We start from the raw sequence: 23415 nt of genomic DNA, 5'->3' as shown, positions 1-23415 counted from the left end.
ATCCAGGAGGGACGAGTGCTCACCCACCGGCGGCTACCACCGGACGAGTCTGCCTGAGGCCGACCCGCAACACTCATTAGGAGGGGCCCCCGCTTAACGCATTTTGCATCGGCGGGGGCCCCGCCAATCACCCCGGCCGGGTCACCAGGCGGCGGCGAGGAAGCCGGCGGAGATCAACACCGGCCCGCCGACGGCGGCGGCCACCGCCCAGCGCCGCGCCCGCGGTTCGGGCAGCCGGGTGGCGCCGGTCCACCGGGCGATCCCGGCGCCGCAGGCCAGCACCAGCAGCAGCCCGAGCAGCCAGCGCAGGTGCCGCCCGGCGCCCCGGTCGGCGTACGCGGTGTCGGCGTCCGCGCCGGTCATCCGGGCGGGCAGCGCGGCGCCGGTGCTGGCCCGCTCCCGGGGCACCCCGCTGACCCGCACCCCGTGTGCGACGAACCGTTCGCCCTCGGCGGTGAAGATCCCCCGGCAGCGCTGGCTCAGCCCGGCCCCGGTGCAGTTGCCGATCACCACCGTGCCCTCGTTGGCGTGCCCCACCGCCAGCCAGAACGGCCCGGCGCTGACCCAGCCGAAGAACGCCGCGACCAGGCTCAATGCCACCAGGACGGCCAGTCCGCGCGGTGGGTCCGGGGGGCGGGGGGACCGGGTGGGGCGGGCGTCGCGACCGCCGGCCGGTGCCCGCTCCCGGCCGCTCGCCGGCTCGGCGCGCAGCGGGGTGCCGTCCCAGTGCACCTCCTCGATCGGGGCCCAGAACAGGTCGTCGTCCGGTTCGGCCGGCGGCTCGCCGCCGTCCCGCCCGCGCCGCCGCCACCGGGGCTGCCGGATCGGCACCCGGCGGGGCAGCGCGTCCACCGGCGCGCCGGTGGTGGGCTCGACCCGCGCCTGGTCCTCGGCCGCCGCCGTACCGTCGGTCTCCGCCGACTCGGCGGGACCGGGCCGTGGTTGCGGCGCGACGGCCCCGGACGATCGCCCGGGGGTACGCCGCGGCGGCGCGGCCCCCTCCACGGCTGCGCTGTGCGGTTCGTCGCGGCCGGCTGCCGCTGGTCTGCCAGTCACGCCCTTCATTGGACACCGGTGGATGGGACCGGACGGGCAGCTCAGTGCGCGTGTCGGCGACAAATCGGACGGGCTGTCGGCGCGCGGCCGTGGCGCGCACCCTATTGGTTCGCCGGGGACCGGTGGCGGTCACTAGGCTTTACGCTCATGAGTCACGTTCTCGCCGCGGTCGCCTGGCCCTACGCCAACGGCCCGCGCCACATCGGCCACGTATCCGGATTCGGCGTTCCCTCCGACGTCTTCGCCCGGTACATGCGGATGGCCGGTCACGACGTGCTCATGGTCTCGGGCACCGACGAGCACGGCACCCCGATCCAGGTGCAGGCCGACGCCGAGGGAGTCACCCCGCGCGAACTGGCCGACCGGTACAACCGGGTGATCGCGGAGGACCTGCGGGCGCTCGGGCTGTCCTACGACCTGTTCACCCGGACCACCACCCGCAACCACTACGCCGTGGTGCAGGAGCTGTTCGCCGGGCTCTACCGCAACGGCTACATCGTCGCCAAAATCACCACCGGGGCGATCTCCCCGTCCACCGGCCGGACGCTGCCCGACCGCTACATCGAGGGCACCTGCCCGATCTGCGGCTACGACAGCGCCCGCGGCGACCAGTGCGACAACTGCGGCAACCAGCTCGACCCGATCGACCTGATCAACCCCAAGTCCAAGATCAACGGAGAGACCCCGGAGTTCGTCGAGACCGAGCACTTCTTCCTGGACCTGCCCGCCCTGGCCGACGCGCTGCGGCAGTGGCTGGACACCCGCGAGGGCTGGCGCCCCAACGTGCTGCGGTTCTCCCGGAACCTGCTCGACGACCTCCAGCCCCGGGCCATCACCCGGGACCTGGAGTGGGGCGTGCCGATCCCCCTCGAAGGCTGGCGGGACCGGTCGGACAAGCGGATCTACGTCTGGTTCGACGCGGTGATCGGCTACCTCTCCGCCTCCATCGAGTGGGCGCGCCGCACCGGCGACCCGGAGGCCTGGCGCAGGTGGTGGTCGGCGGACGGCGAAGGGAAGGATGCCCGTGGCTACTACTTCATGGGCAAGGACAACATCGTCTTCCACTCGGTGATCTGGCCGGCGCTGCTCGCCGGCTACTCCGGTGCGGGCTCCCGGGACGGCGAGCCGGGCGAGCTGGGCCGGCTCAACCTGCCCACCGAGGTGGTCTCCAGCGAATACCTGACCATGGAGGGACGGAAGTTCTCCTCCTCCCGCAAGGTGGTCATCTACGTCCGCGACTTCCTGGAGCGGTACGACGCCGACGCGCTGCGCTACTTCATCGCGGTCGCCGGGCCGGAGAGCAACGACACCGACTTCACCTGGGCCGAGTTCCTCCGCCGCAACAACGACGAGCTGGTCGCCGGCTGGGGCAACCTGGTCAACCGGTCCGTGTCGATGACGGCCAAGAACTTCGGGGCGATCCCGCCGGTCGACCCGGCCGGCCTGACCGAGGCCGACGAGGCCCTGCTGGCCACCGCCAAGGCCGGGTTCGCCACCGTCGGCGACCTGATCGCCAGGCACCGGCAGAAGCAGGCCATCGGCGAGGCGATGCGGGTGGTCGCCGAGGCCAACAAGTACCTGTCGGACCAGGCGCCCTGGAAGCTCAAGGGGGAGGACGACAAGCCCCGGATGGGCACCATCCTGCACGTCGCCCTCCAGGTGGTCAGCGACGCCAACACGCTGCTCACCCCGTTCCTGCCGCACTCCGCGCAGCGGATCCACGAGCTGCTCGGCGGCACCGGCGTGCACGCCCCGATGCCCCGGATCGAGGAGGTCGAGGACCTCGACGGCGGGCCGGCGTACCCGGTGCTGACCGGCGACTACACGGTCGGCGCGCGCTGGGAGTCCGTACCGGTCGAGGCGGGCCGGCCGCTCGCGGCGCCCAAGCCGGTGTTCCGCAAGCTCGACCCGTCCATCGTCGACGAGGAGCTGGCCCGGCTGGCCGGCTGAACACGCCGCGCCCCCTGGCGGAGCCAGGGGGCTGAGCACGCAGGCCGCGGCCCCGGTTCTGCCGGGGCCCGCGGCGCGTGCGGCCGTCAGGCGCGGGCCATCGACGGTGCGCCGATGAACTCCATGATCGCCTGGTTCACCTCGGTCGGGTGTGTCCACGGGGTGCCGTGTGGCGCGCCCTTGAGGGTGATCAGCCGGGCGTCGGCCAGCATGTTCTGCAACCGCTGGCCCGTCTTCGGGTACGGCAGCACGTTGTCCTTGTCGCCCTGGATGATCAGCACCGGGATGTCGATGTTCGGCAGGTCGCCCCGGAAGTCGGTCTGCCAGGCGGCCACGGAGTCGTGGGTGCCCTTCGCCGACGCCTGCGCCCCGATCTGCCAGTGCGCGTGGTACGCCTCGTCGCTGACCAGCTTGCCCCGGTTCTCGCTGGCGTTGAAGAACGCGTCGCAGAACTGGCTCAGGTAGGCGAACCGGTCCTGGATGATGGCCTGCTGGAAGCCGTCGAAGAGGCTCTTCGGCACCCCCTCCGGATTGTCCGGCGTCTGGAGCAGAAACGGCGCCAACGGGGCCATCAGCACCGCCCGGTCCACCCGGTTCGAGCCGTACGCGCCGAGGTAGCGGGTGATCTCCCCGGTGCCCATCGAGTGCCCGACCAGGATCGCGTTGCGCAGGTCGAGTTCGGTCATCAGCACGTCCAGGTCGGCCGCGAAGGTGTCGTAGTCGTACCCCATGGCCGGCTGGGCGGAGGCGCCGAACCCCCGCCGGTCGTACGTGATCACCCGGTAGCCGGCCGCCAGCAGCGGGCCGCTCATCTTCTCCCAGGTCGCGCCGTTGAACGGGAACCCGTGGATCAGCACGATCGGCTGGCCGGAGCCGTGGTCCTCGTAGTACAGGTCGATCGGCGCGGAGTTCTCCGTACCGACGGTGATGAAGGGCATGGCCTCTCCCGGATCCGTATCGAAGTCGGACCCCGCGGCATTCCCGCGCCGCGCCCCCTTATTCGCCCCCGTACGGCAGGTCGACCACCCGGTCGTCGAGCAGTTCGGCGGCCGGCGCCCACACCTCGTACACGCCCCGTTCGTGGCATTGCGCGGCGGTCACCGCCACCGCGTCCAGATCCGGCCGGCGCAGCCGCAGCCGCAGCCAGCCCGCCTCCTCCCGCAGCACCAGGCAGGGCACGCCCCGCCAGGTCGCGTACCGCAGCCGGCGGGCCGCCGCCGCCACCGGGTAACGCGCCGCCCGGGTCATCGCCAGCACCCGGAACCCGCCCGGCTGGTCGGCCACCGCCTCGAACTCGTTGCCGCCGTAGCGGCCGACCAGCTGGGTCGAGCGGGGCGCGTCCCCGGTCGGCACGTACTCCTGGTCGGGTGAGAGGCCGGGCACCGCGGCGAGCAGGTGCCGCCACTGTGGGCCGGCCATCCGCAGCCAGGCCCGCTGCTCGGGCTGGTAGCTGTAGAGCACCACCTCCACCCCCTCCGCCGGGTAGGCCAGCAGGGTGGCGTTCGCCGGCATCGGCAGGTCGGCGAAGTCCCGGGTGACGAACTCGGGGATCAGCTGGACGTTGCTCGGGACGAAGCCGGTGCCCAGCACCGGCGGGCCGAGCCGGTCGCGGGGCGGCAGCGCGGTCAGGCCGAGGTGCGCCGGGCCGGCCGGCACGTCGTAGTCGGCCGGGTCCGCGGCCCGCCAGCGCAGCGCGTACGCCACGTCCTGGCCGTCCCGGCCGACCGGACCGTCGGCCCGCAGCACCGCCAGCGCGGCGGGCGTACGCAGGTGCGCCACGTCGTGCTCGCGGTAGCAGAAGCCGTGCGGCAACCAGCCCCGTAGGTGACCGGCGAGCTGCCGGGCGGAGAGCACCTTCACCATCCGGGTGCCCGGCCGGATCACCGCCGACCCGCGCACCGCCGCCAGCGTCGGATCACCGGCCGCCGCCGGCTGCTGGCTGAGCTGCTGCACCTGCCGCCAGCCCCGCTCCCGGTGCAGCGGCAGCATCAGCGGCGCCTCGGGCTCCTCGCCCGGGGGCGTCGCCCCGTGCACCACGGTCACCTCGGTGACGTGCGCGAACCGCCGCCACGGGTGGGGCGCGCCGGGCCGGGGCGCCCACTCGAAGCCGGCCACCTCGGCCGCGCTGAACAGCTCGTACGCCGCGCCCCGCGCGATCTCCTCGGCCGGGTACGCCGCACCGTCGTACGTCACGCGCAGCCCGGTCCGCTCCTCGGCGGCGCCGCTGGTCTGGGGAGTGACGGTCACGGTGCGGACGCTAGGCGTGACACGTGCCCGGCAGGTGAACGGCCGGTCACGGGCGGGGAACGCGGTATGTGATGCTGGCGACGATGACTGAGCAGACCGAGCCCCGCAAGCAGCGCGCCGCCCGCCGGGCCGGCGAGTTCCCGCCCGCCCCGGAGGCGCTGCCCCACCCGGTGCTGGACAGCCACACCCACCTCGACATCACGGTCAGCGAAGCCGGCGTCCCCGGTGGCGGGCCGAGCGACGACCCGGTGGCCACCGCCATCGAGGTGGCCGCCGGGGTGGGCGTGGACCGGCTGGTGCAGGTCGGCGTGGACGTCGAGTCCTCCCGGTGGGGGGCCGACGTCGCCGAGAAGTACGCCGCCGTGCTGGCCACCGTGGCGCTGCACCCGAACGAGGCGCCCCGGCTGTCCGACCTGGACGAGGCGTTGCGCGAGATCGAGGCGCTCGCCGCCCGGGACCGGGTGCGCGGCGTCGGCGAGACCGGGATGGACTTCTTCCGTACCGGCGACGAGGGGCGGGCCGCGCAGGAGGAGAGCTTCCGCGCGCACATCGCCGTCGCCAAGCGGTACGGCAAGGCCCTGGTGATCCACGACCGGGACGCCCACGCCGACGTGCTGCGCGTCCTCGACGACGAGGGCGCACCCGACACGGTGGTGCTGCACTGCTTCTCCGGCGACGCCGAGTTCGCCCGCGAGTGCGTCCGCCGGGGCTACCTGCTCAGCTTCGCCGGCACCGTCACCTTCGGCAGCGCCGGGTCGCTGCGCGCGGCCGCCGCGCTCACCCCGCTCGACCAGATCCTGGTGGAGACCGACGCCCCGTACCTGACGCCGATGCCGCACCGGGGCCGGCCCAACGCGTCGTACCTGGTCCCGCTGACCGTGCGGTCGCTGGCCGCGACCACCGGGGCGGACCTGGACGAGCTCTGCGTCGCCATCTCCACCAACGGTGACCGCGCCTTCGGCCCCTGGTGATTGGAGGGGCCCCTTGTTAACAGACGCTTGTTAACAAGGGGCCCCTCCAATCACCCCCGGGGCGGCGCATACGCTACGGGGCGTGACCGGTCTCCTCGGCCCGGCGGAGATCCGGGAACTCGCCGCGCGCCTCGGCGTCGCCCCGACCAAGAGGCTCGGCCAGAACTTCGTGCACGACCCGAACACCGTCCGGCGGATCGTCACCGCCGCCGGCCTGGGCCCGGACGACGTGGCGCTGGAGGTCGGCCCCGGCCTCGGCTCGCTCACCCTGGCCCTGCTGCCGGCCGCCGCGCACGTGCACGCCGTGGAACTCGACCCGAAGCTGGCCGGCGCGCTGCCGGCGACCGCCGCCCGGTTCGCCGGCGCCGACGCCGCCCGGCTCACCGTGCACCACGCCGACGCGCTGCGGATCCGCGCCGCCGAGCTGGCCGGCCCCGCGCCGACCGCCCTGGTGGCCAACCTGCCCTACAACGTCGCGGTGCCGGTCGTGCTGCACCTGCTGGCCGAGCTGCCGACCCTCCGGCACGGCCTGGTGATGGTGCAGAAGGAGGTCGCCGACCGGCTGGTCGCCGGTCCCGGTTCCAAGGTGTACGGCGTCCCCTCGGTCAAGCTCGCCTGGTACGCCCAGGCCCGGGCCGCCGGCAAGGTCCCGCCGAACGTCTTCTGGCCGGTGCCGAACGTGGACTCCGGCCTGGTCGCCTTCACCCGTCGTGAACCGCCCCGCCTCGACGTGGCCCGGCAGGCCGTCTTCGCGGTGGTCGACGCGGCGTTCGCCCAGCGGCGCAAGACCCTGCGCGCGGCCCTGGCCGGCTGGGCCGGCGGCGCCGACCGGGCCGCCGCCGCGCTGACCGCGGCCGGGGTCGATCCCGGCGCCCGCGGGGAGTCGCTCACCGTCGAGCAGTTCGCCGCCGTGGCCGCGTCGGCCCCCGCCGCCACGCCCGCCGCCGGTTAGGCTGGCGCCGTGCCCGCCGAGGAGGTTTACGAGTGACCGCGCGGATCGAGCGGATGCCCGTGCACGTGTACGCGTACGACCTGGTCGACGGCCGGTACGAGTTGGTCGCCGACTCCGCCGAGGAGCTGATCGTGAGCAAGCCGTTCGACATCCGGTTGCGGGTCCGGGACATCGTCCCGTGACCGAGGCCTGGCGACCGGAGGACGACGAGCCGCGCGGGGCCAGCGGGCCGGTCCGCGTCCGGGTGCCCGCGAAGATCAACCTGCACCTCGGGGTAGGGCCGCTGCGCCGCGACGGCTACCACGAGCTGAACACCGTCTACCACGCGATCTCGCTGCACGACGAGCTGACCGCCCGCCGGGGCGATACCCTGACCCTTACCATGGCCGGCGAGGGCACCGGTGAGCTGGCCCTGGACGACTCCAACCTGGTACTCCGGGCCGCCCACGCCCTCGCCGGTTACGCCGGTGTTCCGCCGTACGCCCGGCTGCACCTGCGCAAGCAGATCCCGCTCGCCGGCGGGCTGGCCGGCGGCAGCGCCGACGCCGCCGCCGCGCTGGTCGCCTGCGACGCGCTCTGGGGCACCGGGCTGTCCCGCGACGAACTCGCCGGGATCGCCGCCGACCTCGGCTCCGACGTGCCGTTCCTGATCCACGGCGGCACCGCGCTGGGCACCGGCCGTGGCGAGGCGGTCAGCCCGGTGCTGGCCCGCCCCACCACCTGGCACTGGGTGGTCGCGGTCGCCGAGGGCGGCCTCGCCACCCCCGAGGTCTACCGGGAACTCGACCGGCTCCGCGACGGGGGCACCGCCGGCGCCCCGCTGGGCAGCACCGACGCCCTGCTCGCCGCCCTGCGGCAGCGGGACCCGGCGGTCCTGGCCGCGGCCCTCGGCAACGACATGCAGGCCGCCGCGCTTGCCCTGCGCCCTGCCCTCGGCGCCACCCTGAAGGCCGGCGAGGCGGCCGGCGCGCTCGCCGGCATCGTCTCCGGTTCCGGCCCCACCTGCGTCTTCCTGGCCACCGACGAATCCGACGCGCACCGGATCGCCGCCGAGCTGGCGGCGGCCGGGGTGTGCCGGGCGGCCCGGACCGCGCACGGCCCGGTGCCCGGGGCCCGGGTGGTCTGACCCGCCGCCCCGGCGGCGCCGGCCCGTCCCGCCCGCCCGGTGGGTGCGCAAGGCGGGACGGCCGGAGCGCGTACCCTGAAGGCCTCAGGCGTCCCGTGCCCGCCGGCACCGGGACGCCTTGATCATGGAGGGTGGGTGGGGTCGTGGCCAACATCGTCAACCTGGACCGGGTGTCCAAGGGGTACGGGGCCGCCGGGCCGCTGCTCACCGACGTCTCGCTCGGCCTCGACGACGCCGACCGGATCGGCGTGGTCGGCCTCAACGGCGCCGGCAAGTCCACCCTGCTGCGGCTGCTCACCAAGCAGGAGGAGCCGGACGACGGCCGGGTCACCCACCGCCGTGACCTGCGGGTCCTCTGGCTCCCGCAGAGCCTCACCCTGGCTGCCGAGGCGACCGTCCGGGACGTCGTCCTGGGCACCGCCTGGCTCGCCCAGAGCATGGGCGCCGAGCACGAGTGGGCCGGCGACGCGGGCGTCCGGGCCATCCTCGACGGCCTCGGCATGCCCCACCTCGGCCTCGACGCGCCGGTCGGCCCGATGTCCGGTGGCGAGCGCCGCCGGGTCGCCCTGGCCGCGCTGCTGGTCCGCGACGCCGACCTGCTCATCCTCGACGAGCCCACCAACCACCTCGACGTCGGCGGCGTCGACTGGCTGGCCCGGCACCTGGTCACCCGCAAGGGCGCCCTGGTGGTGGTCACCCACGACCGGTGGTTCCTGGACGCCGTCTGCACCACCACCTGGGAGGTCGCCGACCAGACCGTCCGGGCGTACGAGGGCGGCTTCGCGGCCTGGACCCTGGCCCGGGTGGAGCGGCAGCGGGTCGCCGCCGCCACCGAGGCCCGCCGGCAGAACCTGCTCCGCAAGGAGATCGCCTGGCTGCGCCGGGGCCCGCCGGCGCGTACCTCCAAGCCGAAGTTCCGCATCGACGCCGCCAACGCGTTGATCGACGACGTGCCGCCGCCGCGCGACACCATGTCGTTGCAGCGGATGGCCACCGCCCGGCTGGGCAAGCAGGTGTACGACCTGGAGGACGTGCGGCTGCACGCCGGCCCGAAGGAGATCCTGCACGACACGACCTGGCAGGTCGGCCCCGGTGACCGGATCGCCATCCTCGGCCGCAACGGCGCCGGCAAGACCACCCTGCTGCGGATGCTGGCCGGGGTGACCCGTCCCGACGGCGGCCGGTTCCACACCGGTTCCACGGTCAAGCCGGCGTTCCTCTCCCAGGAACTCGCCGAACTCCCCGGTCACCTGCGGGTCCTGGAGGCCGTCGAGGAGGTCGCCCGCCGGGTGCAGCTCGGTGACCGGGAGATCTCCGCCGCCCAGCTCGCCGAGATCTTCGGCTTCGACGACCGGCGGCTCTGGACCCCGGTCAGCGACCTCTCCGGTGGGGAGCGCCGGCGGTTGCAGATGCTCCGGCTGCTCGCCGGCGAGCCCAACGTGCTCCTCTTCGACGAGCCCACCAACGACCTGGACACCGACACCCTCGCGTCGCTGGAGGACCTGCTCGACTCCTGGCCCGGCACGATCATCGTGGCCAGCCACGACCGCTACCTGATCGAGCGGGTCACCGAGTCCGCGTACGGGATGTTCGGCGACGGCCGGCTGGTGCACCTGCCCGGCGGGGTCGACGAGTACCTGGCCCGCGCCGCCGCGGGCGGCGGGCCGGCGCCCGCCGACCTCACCCCCGCCGCGCCGGCGCCGGGCCGCGAGGGAATGTCCGCCGCCGAGGTACGCGCCGCCCGGAAGGAACTCGGCAAGCTGGAACGGCAGGTGGCCAAGCTGGAGCAGAAGGAGGCGGACCTGCTCGACCAGCTCGCCACCCACGCCACCGACTACGCCAAGGTGGCGGAGCTGGACGCCCGGCTGAAGGAGTTGCGGGCCGAGCGGGAGCGGACCGAGGAGACCTGGCTCGGCCTCGCCGAGCAACTGCCGGAGGGCTGACCGGCCCTCCGGTGGGGGGTGTGCGGCGTCACAGCCCGGCATGCGGGAGAATTGCCGCCGACCCCTCACTCGAACACGGTCTTGGAGACGCAGACATGGCCCACACCCCCGTCAACCATCCCGCGCGGCCGATCTACCGGGCGATCGGCGGGCTCGTTGGTCTGTACTTCGTGGTCTTCGGAGTGCTCGGCGCGGTCGGCAGCCTCGGCAACGACTTCTTCGCCCAGGATGACACCAAAGCCCTCGGCCAGGGCACGAATCTCGCCTTCTCCCTGATCAGCGTGCTGATCGGGGCGGCCGTGCTGGCCGGCACCGTGCTCGGTCGCAACCGCGACGTCGTGATCAACGGCTACCTGGCGTACGTCCTGATGGTGATCGGCCTGGGCGGGCTGGCGTTCCTGCGGACCGAGGCGAACATCCTCAACTTCAACATCATCACCGTGATGGTGACGATGGCGCTCGCCCTGGTACTGCTGATGGTCAGCATGTACAGCAAGGTCGGCACGGACGACGAGCACGAGGCGTGGCAGAAGGCCCGGCTGGTGCTCTGACCTCGCCCGGTTCTCGTCGGACCCGACCCCCGCTCCGGGGGTCGGGTCCGTTGCGTCGGGGCCTGGCCGGGTGGGTGTGTTCGGCGGACAGCGAGGGGGGACCTGGGGGAGAATCGCTCGGAAAGGGTCATCGTCGGACGGAGGCGGTCATGGCGCACTTTCCGGTGAACCACCCGGCGCGCCCGCTCTTCCGGGTCCTCGCCGGGCTCATCGGCCTCTACATCCTGGTCTTCGGGGTGTACGGCACCGTGGCGACCTGGGGGAAGCCGCTGTTCGACCGGAGCGACACCCATGCCCTCGGACTCCGCACCAACCTGGCCTTCGCCCTGGTGTCGGTGGTCTTCGGAGCTGTGCTGCTGGTCGGCGCCTCCCGGCGGACCAACCTCGGCCACTACATGAACCTGACCGCCGGGGTGGTCTTCCTGGTCACCGGCCTGCTCATGATGAGCGTGCTGCAGACCAGCGCCAACTTTCTCAACTTCTCGATGTCCACGGTCATCGTGTCGCTGTCGTTCGGGCTGGTGCTGCTCGCCACCGGCCTGTACGACCGGATCGGCCCGGCCGAGCACGCCGCCGCGGAGGAGCGACGCCGCCGGCACACCATCGCCGGCAACCGCTGACCTGCCTCACTGCCCCCGGACGGTGATCAGGCCGGGCTTCGCCTCCAGATGGGAAAGCCCGTTCCAGGCCAGGTTGACCAGGTGCGCGGCCACCGTCTCCTTACCGGGCCGGCGTACCTCCAGCCACCAGCGGCCGGTCAACGCGACCATGCCCACCAGCGCCTGCGAATAGAGCTCGGCCAGCTTCGGGTCGTACCCCCGGCTGGAGAACTCCGCGCCCAGGATGTGCTCCACCCGGTGCGCGACGTCGTTCATCACGCTGCTGAAACTGCCCGAGGGGGACATCACCGGCGACTCCCGGACCAGCACCCGGAACCCGCTGGTCTCCTCCTCGATGTAACCCAGCAGCGCCAGCGCCGCCTGCTCCAGCAGCTCCCGGGGGTGCCCGGCGGTCAGCGCCGTGGCGATCCGCTCCAGCAGGGCCCGGACCTCGCGGTCCACCACCACGGCGTACAGCCCTTCCTTGCCGCCGAAGTGCTCGTAGACCACCGGCTTGGAGACCTTGGCCCGGGACGCCACCTCCTCGATCGAGGTGGCGTCGAAGCCGCGCTCGGCGAAGAGCTGCCGGGCGATCCTGATCAGCTGCTCCCGGCGTTGCCCCGCCGACATGCGTATTCGAGGGGTGGGCTTGGTGGTCGGGGTGGTCCGGTGCGGGCTCTCGGCCGCGCCGTGCCGTCCCGCGTTGGCCCCGTTTCGCTCCGTCACCCGGCCATCCTGCCAGGCGTCGTCGTGGCACGGGGGCGCTGTCGTACGGCTGTCCTAATCTGTGGCCGTGACGGATTCTCTGGCCGAGCGGGCACGGCGGTTGCGCGTCGAGGAGCGGCTCTCCGCACGGGAGGTCCAGGCCCGGCTGGGGGTCGGCCGGCGGCGGTCGAGCTGGCGCATCGAGGGGCGTGGTGCGGGGAATGGCGGATGGAGATCCGCTGGCGGACCGGTAAGGTGTAGGCAGCCACTGGCGGGTGAAATTTGCCCGTTTCCGACCGTCCCGGGTCGTCTAATGGCAGGACGTCAGGTTTTGGTCCTGATTATAGGGGTTCGAATCCTCTCCCGGGAGCTTCCTGCCTCTGCCGCGTGGTTAGCATGACCGCGAGACCTGTCCGCCATCCCCGACGGGAGCATGCGTCGTGTCCCAGCCCCACCTCCGCACCGTTGTCGTGCTCGCCGCCGGTGAGGGCAAGCGGATGAAGTCCGCGCTGCCGAAGGTGCTGCACCCGCTGCTCGGCCGTACCCTGATCGGCCACGTGCTGAGCGCGGCGGCGCCGCTGGCCGCGGAGCGCACGGTCGTGGTGGTCGGCCACCGCGCCGAGCAGGTGCGGGAGCACCTGGCCGAGGTCGCCCCGCAGGCGACCCCGGTGCTCCAGGAGCAGCAGCTCGGCACCGGGCACGCGGTCCGGATCGCGCTGGAGGCCGTTCCGGAGGCGACCGGCACGCTGGTGGTGCTCAACGGCGACGTGCCGCTGCTGCGCGCCGAGACGGTCGCCGCGCTGGTCGACACGCACGAGGGCGCCGGTGCGGCGGCGACCGTGCTCGCGGCCGAGGTGCCGGACCCGGCGGGGCTGGGACGGATCGTCCGCGACGACGCGGGCCAGCTGGAGCGGATCGTCGAGGAGCGCGACGCCACCCCGGAGCAGCGCGGGCTGCGCGAGATCAACGCCGGCATCTACGCCTTCGACGCGGCCCGGCTGCGCGAGGCGCTGGGCAAGCTCTCCTCCGACAACGACCAGGGCGAGGAGTACCTCACCGACGTCTTCGAGCTGTTCGTCTCGGCGGGTGAGCCGGTGGCGGTGCACGTGGCGGGCGACCACACCGAGACGCTGGGCTGCAACGACCGGGTCGAGCTGGCCGGGCTGCGCCGGCTGCTGCGGGACCGGGTGAACGAGTCGTGGATGCGTACCGGGGTGACGGTGCTGGACCCGGCGACCACCTGGATCGACGTGACGGTGACCGTCGAGCGGGACGCGGTGATCGACCAGAACACCCAGCTCCAGGGCACCACGGTGGTGGGCGCGGGGGCGCTGGTGGGGCCGGACGTGACGCTGGTGGACACCGCGGTGGGCGAGGGCGCCAGCGTGGTGCGCAGCCACGCGGTGGGCGCCGAGATCGGCCCGCAGGCCAGCGTCGGCCCGTACGCGTACCTGCGGCCGGAGTCGCGGCTGGCCCGCAAGGCCAAGGTCGGCACGTTCGTGGAGACCAAGAAGGCCACCATCGGCGAGGGCTCCAAGGTGCCCCACCTGTCGTACGTGGGTGACGCGACGATCGGTGCGCAGAGCAACATCGGCGCGGCGACGGTCTTCGTCAACTACGACGGCGTACGCAAGCACCACACCACGATCGGCAACCACGCGCGTACCGGCGCGGACAACATGTTCGTGGCGCCGGTGAAGGTGGGCGACGGGGCGTACACCGCAGCCGGCTCGGTGATCATCGCGGACGTGCCGCCGGGGGCGATGGCGGTGGCCCGGGGTGAGCAGCGCAACGTCGAGGGTTGGGTGCTGCGCAAGCGGCCGGGTACGCCGGCCGCGGAGGCGGCCCGGCGGGCCGGTGAGAATGCGTCGGACCCGGCCGGTGCCGCAAGCGAAGGTGACTGAATCCACGGGGCGCCGTGCGCCCTGGGTGGACCGGTGAACGCGGGGGATACTGCAACCGAACAGCCCCCGGCCCACCGCCGCCGGGAACCACCGACATACGGGAGCAGACGGGCCCATGGGCAGCATCGTCGCCGAAAACCGCAAGAGCCTGATGCTCTTCTCCGGACGCGGCTTTCCGGAGTTGGCCAAGGAGATCGGTGAGGTGCTCGGCGTGGCGCCGACCCCCGCCGACGCGTACGAGTTCGCCAACGGTGAGATCTTCGTGCGTTACCGGGACTCCGTGCGCGGTTCGGACGCCTTCGTGGTGCAGTCCGTCACGCACGGGGTGAACACCTGGGTCATGGAGACCCTGATCATGATCGACGCGCTGAAGCGTGGTTCGGCCAAGCGCATCACCGTGGTGCTGCCGTTCTACCCGTACGCCCGGCAGGACAAGAAGCACCGCGGCCGGGAGCCGATCTCGGCGCGGCTGATCGCCGACCTGCTGAAGACCGCGGGCGCGAACCGGATCCTCACCGTCGACCTGCACACCGCACAGATCCAGGGCTTCTTCGACGGCCCGGTGGACCACCTCTTCGCGATGGACGTGCTGGCCGAGTACGTGGAGCGCAAGTACGCCGGCCGGCCGATGACCGTGGTGGCGCCGGATTCCGGCCGGGTGCGGGTGGCGGAGCGGTGGACCGACCGGCTGGGTGGCTGCCCGCTGGCGTTCATCCACAAGACCCGCGATCCGCTGAAGCCGAACCAGGTGGTGGCGAACCGGGTGGTCGGTGAGGTCGAGGGCCGGGTCTGCCTGATCGTCGACGACATGATCGACACTGGTGGCACGATCAGCAAGGCGGCGGACATCCTGAAGGAGTCCGGCGCCGCCGAGATCGTGGTCGCCTCGACCCACGCCCTGCTGTCCGACCCGGCGACCGAGCGGCTGAAGAACAGCCCGATCAGTGAGGTCGTGGTCACCAACACGTTGCCGCTGCCGCCGGAGAAGCAGCTCGACAAGCTCACCGTGCTGTCGATCGCGCCGCTGCTGGCCCGGGCCATCCGCGAGGTCTTCGACGACGGTTCGGTGACCACCCTGTTCGGTGGACTGAGCTGACCCGCGCGCCCCCGGTCCGTTGACGTGCGGGCCGGGGGTGGCGTGAGGGGCGGAAACGGCTCGGGTAGACTGGTGCGGTTGCCATGGCGAGGGTGCCCGGCGGGTCGCTGAAAGCGCCGCACGGAGGCGCCGTCATCGACGCGGTGCTCCGGGCAGTCGTTCATGACGCATGAGCCCCAGCGAGCCCCTCGCCCCAGCACCGCCAGTCGACAAGCCGCCGCAGCGCGAAAAGCATCAGGAGTTTCCCCGTGTCCGAGGTAAAGATCAGCGCCGAGCCCCGTACCGAGTTCGGCAAGGGTGGTGCCCGTCGTACCCGCCGGGCCGGCAAGGTGCCCGCCGTGCTGTACGGCCACGGCGAGAAGCCCAAGCACATCGCGCTCCCGGCCCGCGAGTTCGCGGCCGCGATCCGTAACGGTGGCGCCAACCAGCTCCTCGCGATCGAGGTCAGCGACGGCACCCAGGTGCTGGCGCTGCCGAAGGCGATCCAGCGGGACCCGATCAAGGACACCTTCGAGCACGTCGACCTGCTGCTGGTCCGCCGGGGCGAGAAGGTCACCGTCGAGGTCCCGGTCCAGCTGACCGGCGAGGCCGCCCGCGACACCCTGATCGTGCACGACCACGACACCCTGTCGGTCACCGCCGACGCGACGAAGGTGCCGGACCACCTGGAGGCCTCGATCGAGGGCCTGGCGGCCGGCAGCCAGGTGAGCGCCGGCGACGTGGAGCTGCCGGCCGGCGTCGAGCTGGCCGTCGACCCGGAGCTGACGGTCGCCGCGGTGACCGCCGCCCCGACCGCCGAGCAGCTCGAGGCGACCCTGCCCGAGGTCGAGGAGGCCGAGGCGGAGGTCGAGGCCGGGGTCGGCGAGACCACCGAGTCCGCCGAGGGTGGCGACGCCGGCGTGCCGGCCGCCGCGGGTGGCGAGGAGAGCGCCGAGGCCAAGACCGAGGCCTGATCGGTTCGTATCGTGTGACAGGCGTCCCCGGCCGTCCGGGGGCGCCTGTCGTCGTATCGGCGCCCATACCGTGGAGGAAACGCGCGTGACGGACGAGTCGGGGCCGTGGCTGGTGGTCGGCCTGGGCAACCCGGGCCGGGAGTACGCCGGCAACCGGCACAACGTCGGCTTCATGGTGGCCGACCTGCTGGCCGGTCGGGTGAGCGCGCGGTTCGGGCGGCACAAGCGGGCGGTGGCCGAGGTGGCCGAGGGGCGGCTCGGGTTCGGCGGGCCGCGGCTGGTGCTGGTCAAGCCGTTGACCTACATGAACCTCTCGGGCGGCCCGGTGGCCGCGCTGGCGCAGTTCTACAAGGTGCCGGTGGGCCGGGTGGTCGCGGTCCACGACGAGCTGGACATTCCGTACGGGCAGGTGCGGGTGAAGTGCGGCGGCGGTGAGGGCGGGCACAACGGCCTGCGCTCGATGTCGCGCTCGCTGGGTGGCAAGGAGTACGTCCGGGTGCGGTTCGGCGTCGGCCGGCCGCCGGGGCGGCAGGATCCGGCGGACTTCGTGCTGTCGGACTTCTCCGCGGTCGAGCGCAAGGAGTTGGAGTTCCTGGTCGACCGGGCGGCGGACGTGGTGGAGTCGGTGATCACCCGTGGGGTGGAGCCGACCCAGAACGCGTACCACGGCGGGTAGGCGGGGCGCGGCCTGGCCGGCGGCGGCGGCCGGTAGATTTGACCCCTTCTGGCGGGGTGCGGGCGACGACGCCCGTGGCGAGGCGACGGGAGTTGGCGATGGGCAGTCCGCCGATGATCGACGGCGGGTTCGCGCGGTGGCTCGCTGCCCGGGCCGGGCAGGCGCTGCTCAGGCTGCGGGACGAGATGGGCTTCGCCGACGGCGGCGCGCTCAAGGCCGCGGGCGACAAGGTCTCGCACGACCTGATCCGTACGGAGCTGGCCCGCTGGCGGCCGGGGGACGCGGTGCTCTCCGAGGAGGACGAGGGTTCCCGGCTGGCCTGGGCGGCGGAGGTGGCGCCGGAGGCGGTGTCCCGGTTGACCGCGGATCGGGTGTGGATCGTGGACCCGCTGGACGGCACCCGCGAGTTCGCCGAGGAGGGGCGCTCGGACTGGGCGGTGCACGTGGCGCTCTGGGCGCGCCGGGCGTCGTCGCCGCACGGTCTGGTGGCGGGCGCGGTGGCGTTGCCGGCGCAGCACCGGGTGCTGGGCACCGATCACCCGCCGGCGTATCCGCCGCTGACGGTGGAGGCGGCGACGTCGGGTGGCGCGCGGGTGATCCGGCTGGCGGCGAGCCGGTCCCGCCCGCCGGTCTTCCTGACCGACCTGGCCGAGGACGTCGGGGCGCACCTGGTGCCGATGGGCTCGGCCGGGGCGAAGATCGCGGCCGTGGTGACCGGTGAGGTGGACGCGTACATCCACGCCGGTGGGCAGTACGAGTGGGACTCGGCGGCGCCGGTCGCTGTGGCGACGGCCACCGGGCTGCACGCTTCCCGGATCGACGGTTCTGCGCTGAGATACAACGAGGCCGACCCGCGACTGCCCGACCTGCTGGTCTGCCGGAAGGATCTCGCGGGTCGGTTGCTTGCAGCGTTGCAGCGGCACTCCGGGTAGCCTGAGGCGCACTTCTTGACGAGTCCGACCGGAAAGGTCTGGATCCCATGAGTGGTTCCGAGCGAATCGAGCATCTGCCGTGACCGCCCCCGCGTACCGCGTCTCGCACCTGGACGCGTTGGAGGCGGAGAGCATCTTCGTGATGCGCGAGGTGGTCGCCGAGATGGAGCGGCCGGTGCTGCTCTTCTCGGGCGGCAAGGACTCGATCGTGATGCTCCGGCTGGCGCAGAAGGCGTTCGCCCCGGCGAACATCCCGTTCCCGGTGATGCACGTGGACACCGGGCACAACTTCCCCGAGGTGCTGGAATACCGCGACCGGCGGGTGGCCGAGCTGGGCCTGCAGTTGATCGTGGCGAGCGTGCCGGAGGCGCTGGTGACCGGCCTGGTCCGCGAGTCGGCCGACGGGATGCGCAACCGGATCCAGACTCCGGTGCTGCTGGACGCGGTGGAGCGGCACCGCTTCGACGCGCTCTTCGGCGGGGCCCGCCGCGACGAGGAGAAGGCCCGGGCCAAGGAGCGGGTGTTCAGCTTCCGGGACGAGTTCGGCCAGTGGGATCCGAAGAACCAGCGGCCGGAGCTGTGGTCGCTCTACAACGGCCGGCACCACCCGGGCGAGTCGATCCGGGTCTTCCCGCTGTCCAACTGGACGGAGCTGGACGTCTGGCACTACATCGCGCGAGAGCGCATCCCGCTGCCGTCGATCTACTACGCGCACGAGCGTGAGGTGATCGAGCGCGAGGGCATGCTCTACGCGGTGAACGAGTTCTTCCGCCCGCGGGCGGGTGAGGAGCGGTTCAAGGCGCGGGTGCGGTACCGGACCGTGGGCGACGCGTCCTGCACCGCCGCGGTGCGCTCCGACGCGGACACGGTCGAGCTGGTCATCGAGGAGGTCGCCGCCACCCGGATCACCGAGCGCGGCGCGACCCGCGGCGACGACCGGGTCAGCGAGGCCGCCATGGAGGACCGCAAGCGGGAGGGCTACTTCTGATGAGCGTGCAGACCCCGTCCCCGGCCGGCGTCGAGGCCCGGCCGATGGACCTGCTGCGGTTCGCCACGGCGGGCAGCGTGGACGACGGCAAGTCGACCCTGATCGGCCGGCTGCTGTACGACACCAAGTCGCTCTTCACCGACCAGCTCGCCGCGGTCGAGGCGGTCAGCGCGGCCCGGGGTGACGAGTACACCAACCTGGCGCTGCTCACCGACGGCCTGCGGGCGGAGCGGGAGCAGGGCATCACCATCGACGTGGCGTACCGCTACTTCGCCACGCCGCGGCGGAAGTTCATCATCGCCGACACCCCCGGGCACATCCAGTACACCCGCAACATGGTCACCGGCGCCTCCACCGCCGACCTGGCGCTGATCCTGGTGGACGCCCGCAAGGGCCTGGTGGAGCAGTCCCGCCGGCACGCCTTCCTCTGCTCGCTGCTGCGGGTGCCGCACCTGGTCCTGTGCGTGAACAAGATGGACCTGGTGGACTGGTCGCAGGAGGTCTTCGAGCGGATCGCGGACGAGTTCACCGCGTTCGCGGCGAAGCTCGACGCGCCCGACCTGACCGTCATCCCGATCTCCGCCCTGCGGGGCGACAACATCGTGTCGCGGTCGGAGCACATGCCCTGGTACGAGGGTCCGTCGCTGCTGCACCACCTGGAGCGGGTGCACATCGCCTCGGACCGCAACCTGGTCGACGTGCGCTTCCCGGTGCAGTACGTGATCCGCCCGCAGTCCACCACCGTCACCGACTACCGGGGCTACGCGGGGCAGGTGGCCTCCGGCGTGCTCAAGGCCGGCGACGAGGTGATGGTGCTCCCGTCCGGGTTCACCAGCCGGATCGCGGCGGTGGAGACCGCCGACGGCCCGGTGGACGAGGCGTTCCCGCCGATGTCGGTGACGGTCCGGTTGACCGACGAGATCGACATCTCCCGGGGCGATCTGATCTGCCGGCCGAACAACGCGCCGGCCGTCGCGCAGGACATCGAGGCGATGGTCTGCTGGATGGACGAGACCCGGCCGCTCCAGGTCGGCGGAAAGTACGCGATCAAGCACACCACCCGCTCGGCGCGGGCGATCGTGCGCGGGCTGCACTACCGGTTGGACATCAACACCCTGCACCGGGACGAGGCGCCGGGCGAGCTGAAGCTCAACGAGATCGGCCGGGTGCGGCTGCGGACCACGGTCCCGCTGCTGGCCGACGAGTACCGCCGCAACCGGACCACCGGCGGTTTCGTCATCATCGACGAGACCACGAACCGTACGGTCGGCGCCGGCATGATCGTCGAGGCCGGCTGACCCGCACCCACGTGTTAGGCGGGGGCCCTTGTCAACACCCGTGTGTTGACTAGGGCCCCCGCCTTTCAGCTCAGTCGAGGCGGTGGGCGCCGGTGGACGGGAGCACCGGGACGGTGCCGGGGGCGGCGAAGCCGCGCTCGGCGTACGCGGCGGTGACCGCCGCCGTCACCTGTTCGGCGGCGTCCGCCTCGACCAGGGCGAGGACGCAGCCGCCGAAGCCGCCGCCGGTCATCCGGGCGCCGAGCGCCCCGGCGGCCAGCGCCGCCTCGACCGCGGTGTCGACCTCCGGGACGGTGATCTCGAAGTCGTCCCGCATCGAGGCGTGCGAGGCGGTGAGCAGCGGGCCGATCTCGCGTACCCGGCCGGCGCGCAGCAGCTCGACGGTGTCCAGCACCCGCTGGTCCTCGGTGACCACGTGCCGGACCCGGCGGCGGGTCTCGTCGTCGTCGAGGCGGGCCAGCGCGGCATCGAGGTCGGCGACGGGTACGTCCCGCAGGGCGGGCACCCCGAGCCGGGCGGCGGCGCGTTCGCAGGACGCGCGGCGGGCGGCGTACTCGCCGTCGGCGTGCCGGTGCGGGGCCCGGCTGTCGATCACCAGCACGGCCAGTCCGGCCGCGTCGAGGTCGAACGGGATCTGCTCGACCTCCTCGGTGCGGCAGTCGAGGAAGAGGGCGTGCCCTTCCCGGCAGCGGATCACGGCGGACTGGTCCATGATCCCGGTGGGCGCCCCGACGTAGTCGTTCTCGGCCCGCTGGGCGAGCTTCGGCCACCGGTCGGCGGGCAGGTCCAGCCCGCCCAGCTCGACCAGGGCGGCGAGCACGGCCGACTCGACGGCCGCCGAGGAGGAGAGCCCGGAGCCGACCGGCACGTCGGAGGCGATGGCCAGCCGGGCGCCGGGCACCTCGTGGCCGGCGGCGCGCAGCGCCCAGACCACGCCGGCCACGTAGGCGGCCCAGCCGGTGACCCGGCCGGGCGCGTCCGCCTCGGCCGGACCGAACTCCACCGGGTCGGCGGAGAGCTCCGAGCGGACCGTCCAGCGCGCGTCGTCGCGCGTCGTCGCGGCGACCACGGTACGCAGCGGCAGCGTGAAGGGCAGCACGAAGCCGTCGTTGTAGTCGGTGTGCTCGCCGATCAGGTTCACCCGGCCGGGAGCCGCCCAGCGGCCGGCGGGCTGCTCGGCGTACTCCTCGCGGAAGCCGGCGGTGGCGCGGGCCGCGACGTCGGTCACCGCTGCTCCAGGACGTGGTCGCGGTAGAAGGTCCAGGCGTCGCCGACCATGTCGGGCAGGGTGGGCTTCTCCGGCACCCAACCCAGTTCCGCGCCGGCCAGCGCGGCGGAGGCGACCAGCTCGGCCGGGTCGCCCTCCCGGCGGGGCGCGATCTCCACCGGCACCGGCGCCCCGGTGACCTCGCGGACCACCTCGACCACCTGCCGGTTGGTGAAGCCGTTGCCGTTGCCCAGGTTGTAGATGCGGTGCCGGCCCGGCACGGCGGCGGTCAGCGCGAGCAGGTGGGCCCGGGCCAGGTCCTCGACGTGGATGTAGTCGCGCACGCAGGTGCCGTCGGCGGTGGGGTAGTCGTCGCCGAAGAGCTGGAGTTTCTCCCGCCGGCCGGCGGCGACCTCCAGCGCGATCGGGATCAGGTGGGTCTCCGGGTGGTGCCGTTCGCCGATCGCCCGGCCGCCGCGCAGGTACGCCCCGGCCACGTTGAAGTAGCGCAGCGAGACGGCGGCCAGGTCGTGCCCGATCGCCTCGGAGGTGAGCGCCATGTCCACGGCGAGCTTGGTGGCGCCGTACGTGTTGGTCGGGGCCTTGACCGCGGTCTCCGGGATGGGCAGTTCGACGGGGTTGCCGTAGACGGCGGCGGTGGAGGAGAAGACCAGCCGGGGCACTCCGGCGGCGCGGACGGCGTCGATCAGCGCGAGGGAGCCGACGGTGTTGTTCCGCCAGTAGAGCTCCGGCCGGACCATCGACTCGCCGGCGGCGATGAGGGCGGCGAAGTGCAGCACGCCGTCGAAGCCGGCGTCCGGGGTGAGCACCCGGGCCGCGTCGTGGACCGGCAGGTCGACGTGGGTCGCCTCGGGCGCGAGCGCCACCCGGTGCCCGGTGCGCAGGTCGTCGAGGACGACCACCTGGTGGCCGTGGTCGAGCAGCATTCGGGTCACCACGCTGCCGATGTAGCCGGCGCCACCGGTGACGAGCAGCTTCACGTGGGTCCTCCTGCCTGGCGGCGCGTCCGGCGACCGTCCGTGATCATCCTACGGTCGCCCGGGCCGCCCGGCCCGGTGAGACGCCGGCACCATTCCATCACGAAGCAACGGATTCGAACAGAGCCGAACATGTCGACCGCGCCACGCCCGCCCGTCGCCGACGACCGCCGGTGCGGCGGGGCGTCGATGTCTACCATCCAAGTCATGCGGGAAGCCGCTCATCCCGGCCCCCGGCGTCGACCGCAGGGGCGGTCCCGCCGCGAACCGAGCCGGGTGGCCCGGACCGTCGCCCGGCTCGTCGTACGCGCCGCCGACGGCGCCACCCGCCTGGTCACCGACCTGCTGGGGGCCAGCCCCGCTGCCGGCCGGGAACGGATCAGCGAGGCCGAACTGCGCGACCTGGTCGCCGCGAACACCGTGCTGGACCCGGTGGAGCGCCGGATCATCGACGAGGTGCTGGAGGCCGGGGCCAGCCTGGTCCGCGAGGTGATGATGCCCCGTACCGAGGTGGTCTTCCTCGCCGCCGACCTGAGCATCGCCGAGGCGGCCCGGCTGGTCCGGGCCGAGACGCACACCCGCTACCCGGTGGTCGACGGCACCCACGACGACGTGGTCGGCTTCGTGCACCTGCGGGACGTGCTGCTCCGCCCGGACGGCGACCGGTGCGTCACCGTGGGGGAGCTGACCCGGGAGGTGAAGCGGCTGCCCGGCAGCAAGCGGGTGCTCCCCGCGCTCAGCGAGATGCGCCGGGAGGGCCACCATCTCGCCGTGGTGGTCGACGAGTACGGCGGCACCGCCGGCATCGTCACCTGCGAGGACCTGATCGAGGAACTGGTCGGGGAGATCCGCGACGAGCACGACGGCCCGTCCGACCCGGTGCTCGCCGGCCTGCCCGCCGTGGTGGACGGCCGGCTCAACCTCGCCGACTTCGCCGAGCGCACCGGGGTCCCGCTGCCCTCCGGCCCGTACGAGACGGTGGGCGGGTTCGTGATGGCGGCGCTGGGCCGGCTGCCGGTCGCCGGGGACGAGGTGCCGGTGCCCGCGGGACCGGGCCGGGCGGCGGGCGGCGACCCGGCCCAGCCGGCCGAGGGCTGGCTGTTGCGGGTGCTGGCCCTGGACGGGCGTCGGGTGTCCCGGCTGGCGGTCTCGGCGGCCCGGGTGCCTGGGCCGCGGCGCGAGGCGGCGTGGCAACCGCCCGGGGTCGTGCCGGCGCGGGGCCGACCCGCCGGCCCGTCATGACGTACGCCAGGTCTTGCTGAC

General features: G+C 73.2%; 22 protein-coding genes and 1 tRNA gene. 17 read left to right on the top strand and 6 right to left on the bottom strand.

What is annotated here, in order from left to right; all coding sequences use genetic code 11:
• Positions 1-141 precede the first annotated feature (141 nt).
• A complete protein-coding gene (locus AB0H57_RS14160) occupies positions 142-1065 on the bottom strand; it encodes a hypothetical protein (protein WP_357506227.1) in 924 nt (307 codons plus the stop codon).
• A gap of 138 nt (positions 1066-1203) precedes the next feature.
• Here AB0H57_RS14160 and metG point away from each other — a divergent pair, with 138 nt between their 5' ends.
• Positions 1204-3006 carry a methionine--tRNA ligase gene (gene metG / locus AB0H57_RS14155; RefSeq protein WP_357506225.1) on the top strand — a complete coding sequence of 601 codons (1803 nt, stop codon included), beginning with the start codon at positions 1204-1206 and terminating at the stop codon, positions 3004-3006.
• Between the two features lie 86 nt (positions 3007-3092).
• Here the strand turns inward: metG and AB0H57_RS14150 are convergent, their stop codons facing one another.
• Entirely contained in the window at positions 3093-3944 is an 852-nt protein-coding gene (locus tag AB0H57_RS14150; RefSeq protein ID WP_357506223.1) for an alpha/beta hydrolase, read from the bottom strand.
• 58 nt (positions 3945-4002) lie between these two features.
• Entirely contained in the window at positions 4003-5253 is a 1251-nt protein-coding gene (locus AB0H57_RS14145) for a hypothetical protein (protein WP_357506221.1), read from the bottom strand.
• Positions 5254-5324: 71 nt separating this feature from the next.
• Between AB0H57_RS14145 and AB0H57_RS14140 the strand changes: the two genes are divergently transcribed.
• The 7 genes from AB0H57_RS14140 to AB0H57_RS14110 all read left to right on the top strand — a co-directional run bounded on the left by AB0H57_RS14140 (position 5325) and on the right by AB0H57_RS14110 (position 11416).
• Positions 5325-6224, top strand: a complete 900-nt coding sequence (locus AB0H57_RS14140; RefSeq protein ID WP_357506219.1) for a TatD family hydrolase — start codon at positions 5325-5327, stop codon at positions 6222-6224.
• Positions 6225-6306: 82 nt separating this feature from the next.
• Entirely contained in the window at positions 6307-7176 is an 870-nt protein-coding gene (gene rsmA, locus AB0H57_RS14135) for a 16S rRNA (adenine(1518)-N(6)/adenine(1519)-N(6))-dimethyltransferase RsmA (protein ID WP_357506217.1), read from the top strand.
• A 32-nt stretch (positions 7177-7208) separates the two neighbouring features.
• A complete protein-coding gene (locus tag AB0H57_RS14130) occupies positions 7209-7358 on the top strand; it encodes a hypothetical protein (RefSeq protein ID WP_357506215.1) in 150 nt (49 codons plus the stop codon).
• Positions 7355-8302 carry a 4-(cytidine 5'-diphospho)-2-C-methyl-D-erythritol kinase gene (locus AB0H57_RS14125; RefSeq protein ID WP_357506213.1) on the top strand — a complete coding sequence of 316 codons (948 nt, stop codon included), beginning with the start codon at positions 7355-7357 and terminating at the stop codon, positions 8300-8302. Before AB0H57_RS14130 ends, AB0H57_RS14125 begins: the two co-directional genes overlap by 4 nt.
• A gap of 143 nt (positions 8303-8445) precedes the next feature.
• Positions 8446-10245: an ABC-F family ATP-binding cassette domain-containing protein gene (locus tag AB0H57_RS14120; protein WP_357506211.1), complete on the top strand. Its 1800-nt coding sequence runs from the start codon at positions 8446-8448 to the stop codon at positions 10243-10245.
• 95 nt (positions 10246-10340) lie between these two features.
• Positions 10341-10796 carry a DUF4383 domain-containing protein gene (locus AB0H57_RS14115; protein WP_357506209.1) on the top strand — a complete coding sequence of 152 codons (456 nt, stop codon included), beginning with the start codon at positions 10341-10343 and terminating at the stop codon, positions 10794-10796.
• A 149-nt stretch (positions 10797-10945) separates the two neighbouring features.
• The gene (locus AB0H57_RS14110; RefSeq protein WP_357506208.1) at positions 10946-11416 is read left to right on the top strand and encodes a DUF4383 domain-containing protein; all 471 of its coding nucleotides are present in this window, start codon (positions 10946-10948) and stop codon (positions 11414-11416) included.
• A gap of 6 nt (positions 11417-11422) precedes the next feature.
• On the opposite strand, the gene AB0H57_RS14105 is transcribed toward AB0H57_RS14110, so the two are convergent.
• Positions 11423-12121 (bottom strand): TetR/AcrR family transcriptional regulator, encoded by a 699-nt coding sequence (locus tag AB0H57_RS14105; protein WP_357506206.1) that lies wholly within the window; start codon positions 12119-12121, stop codon positions 11423-11425.
• Positions 12122-12399: 278 nt separating this feature from the next.
• On the opposite strand from AB0H57_RS14105, the gene AB0H57_RS14100 reads away from it, so the two are divergent.
• The 8 genes from AB0H57_RS14100 to AB0H57_RS14065 all read left to right on the top strand — a co-directional run bounded on the left by AB0H57_RS14100 (position 12400) and on the right by AB0H57_RS14065 (position 19947).
• Positions 12400-12470 (top strand) — tRNA-Gln (locus tag AB0H57_RS14100).
• Positions 12471-12540: 70 nt separating this feature from the next.
• Positions 12541-14004 (top strand): bifunctional UDP-N-acetylglucosamine diphosphorylase/glucosamine-1-phosphate N-acetyltransferase GlmU, encoded by a 1464-nt coding sequence (gene glmU, locus AB0H57_RS14095; protein WP_357506204.1) that lies wholly within the window; start codon positions 12541-12543, stop codon positions 14002-14004.
• Positions 14005-14119: 115 nt separating this feature from the next.
• On the top strand, positions 14120-15100 hold the full coding sequence (locus AB0H57_RS14090) for a ribose-phosphate diphosphokinase (protein WP_222953853.1): 981 nt from the start codon (positions 14120-14122) through the stop codon (positions 15098-15100).
• 248 nt (positions 15101-15348) lie between these two features.
• Positions 15349-16053, top strand: coding sequence for a 50S ribosomal protein L25/general stress protein Ctc (locus AB0H57_RS14085; protein WP_357506201.1), 705 nt, complete (start codon positions 15349-15351; stop codon positions 16051-16053).
• An 85-nt stretch (positions 16054-16138) separates the two neighbouring features.
• Complete coding sequence (gene pth / locus AB0H57_RS14080) at positions 16139-16729, top strand: aminoacyl-tRNA hydrolase (protein WP_357506199.1); 591 nt, start codon at positions 16139-16141, stop codon at positions 16727-16729.
• Positions 16730-16827: 98 nt separating this feature from the next.
• Positions 16828-17661 (top strand): inositol monophosphatase family protein, encoded by an 834-nt coding sequence (locus AB0H57_RS14075; RefSeq protein ID WP_357506197.1) that lies wholly within the window; start codon positions 16828-16830, stop codon positions 17659-17661.
• Positions 17662-17740: 79 nt separating this feature from the next.
• Complete coding sequence (cysD, locus tag AB0H57_RS14070; RefSeq protein WP_357506195.1) at positions 17741-18649, top strand: sulfate adenylyltransferase subunit CysD; 909 nt, start codon at positions 17741-17743, stop codon at positions 18647-18649.
• On the top strand, positions 18649-19947 hold the full coding sequence (locus AB0H57_RS14065) for a GTP-binding protein (protein WP_357506193.1): 1299 nt from the start codon (positions 18649-18651) through the stop codon (positions 19945-19947). Before cysD ends, AB0H57_RS14065 begins: the two co-directional genes overlap by 1 nt.
• Positions 19948-20017: 70 nt before the next feature.
• Here AB0H57_RS14065 and galK read toward each other — a convergent pair whose 3' ends face one another.
• Together galK and galE are read right to left on the bottom strand one after the other, a co-directional pair.
• A complete protein-coding gene (gene galK, locus AB0H57_RS14060) occupies positions 20018-21175 on the bottom strand; it encodes a galactokinase (RefSeq protein WP_357506191.1) in 1158 nt (385 codons plus the stop codon).
• On the bottom strand, positions 21172-22101 hold the full coding sequence (galE, locus tag AB0H57_RS14055) for a UDP-glucose 4-epimerase GalE (protein ID WP_357506239.1): 930 nt from the start codon (positions 22099-22101) through the stop codon (positions 21172-21174). Before galE ends, galK begins: the two co-directional genes overlap by 4 nt.
• A gap of 258 nt (positions 22102-22359) precedes the next feature.
• On the opposite strand from galE, the gene AB0H57_RS14050 reads away from it, so the two are divergent.
• A complete protein-coding gene (locus tag AB0H57_RS14050; protein WP_357506189.1) occupies positions 22360-23394 on the top strand; it encodes a hemolysin family protein in 1035 nt (344 codons plus the stop codon).
• Positions 23395-23415 lie beyond the last annotated feature (21 nt).

Origin of the sequence: Micromonospora sp. NPDC050686 (assembly GCF_040654475.1) — a bacterium.
Taxonomy (GTDB): Bacteria; Actinomycetota; Actinomycetes; order Mycobacteriales; family Micromonosporaceae; genus Micromonospora.
The sequence above is the reverse complement of the archived record's forward strand: the minus strand, read 5'-3'. Positions and strand labels throughout refer to the sequence as shown.

What these genes read in the sequence shown, in the direction of transcription:
- AB0H57_RS14160 (WP_357506227.1), bottom strand. Translation starts at nt 1,065, where the DNA reads ATGAAGGGCGTGACTGGCAGACCAGCGGCAGCCGGCCGCGACGAACCG.
- metG (WP_357506225.1), top strand. Translation starts at nt 1,204, where the DNA reads ATGAGTCACGTTCTCGCCGCGGTCGCCTGGCCCTACGCCAACGGCCCG.
- AB0H57_RS14150 (WP_357506223.1), bottom strand. Translation starts at nt 3,944, where the DNA reads ATGCCCTTCATCACCGTCGGTACGGAGAACTCCGCGCCGATCGACCTG.
- AB0H57_RS14140 (WP_357506219.1), top strand. Translation starts at nt 5,325, where the DNA reads ATGCTGGCGACGATGACTGAGCAGACCGAGCCCCGCAAGCAGCGCGCC.
- AB0H57_RS14115 (WP_357506209.1), top strand. Translation starts at nt 10,341, where the DNA reads ATGGCCCACACCCCCGTCAACCATCCCGCGCGGCCGATCTACCGGGCG.
- AB0H57_RS14110 (WP_357506208.1), top strand. Translation starts at nt 10,946, where the DNA reads ATGGCGCACTTTCCGGTGAACCACCCGGCGCGCCCGCTCTTCCGGGTC.
- AB0H57_RS14090 (WP_222953853.1), top strand. Translation starts at nt 14,120, where the DNA reads ATGGGCAGCATCGTCGCCGAAAACCGCAAGAGCCTGATGCTCTTCTCC.
- AB0H57_RS14075 (WP_357506197.1), top strand. Translation starts at nt 16,828, where the DNA reads ATGGGCAGTCCGCCGATGATCGACGGCGGGTTCGCGCGGTGGCTCGCT.
- AB0H57_RS14065 (WP_357506193.1), top strand. Translation starts at nt 18,649, where the DNA reads ATGAGCGTGCAGACCCCGTCCCCGGCCGGCGTCGAGGCCCGGCCGATG.
- galE (WP_357506239.1), bottom strand. Translation starts at nt 22,101, where the DNA reads ATGCTGCTCGACCACGGCCACCAGGTGGTCGTCCTCGACGACCTGCGC.
- AB0H57_RS14050 (WP_357506189.1), top strand. Translation starts at nt 22,360, where the DNA reads ATGCGGGAAGCCGCTCATCCCGGCCCCCGGCGTCGACCGCAGGGGCGG.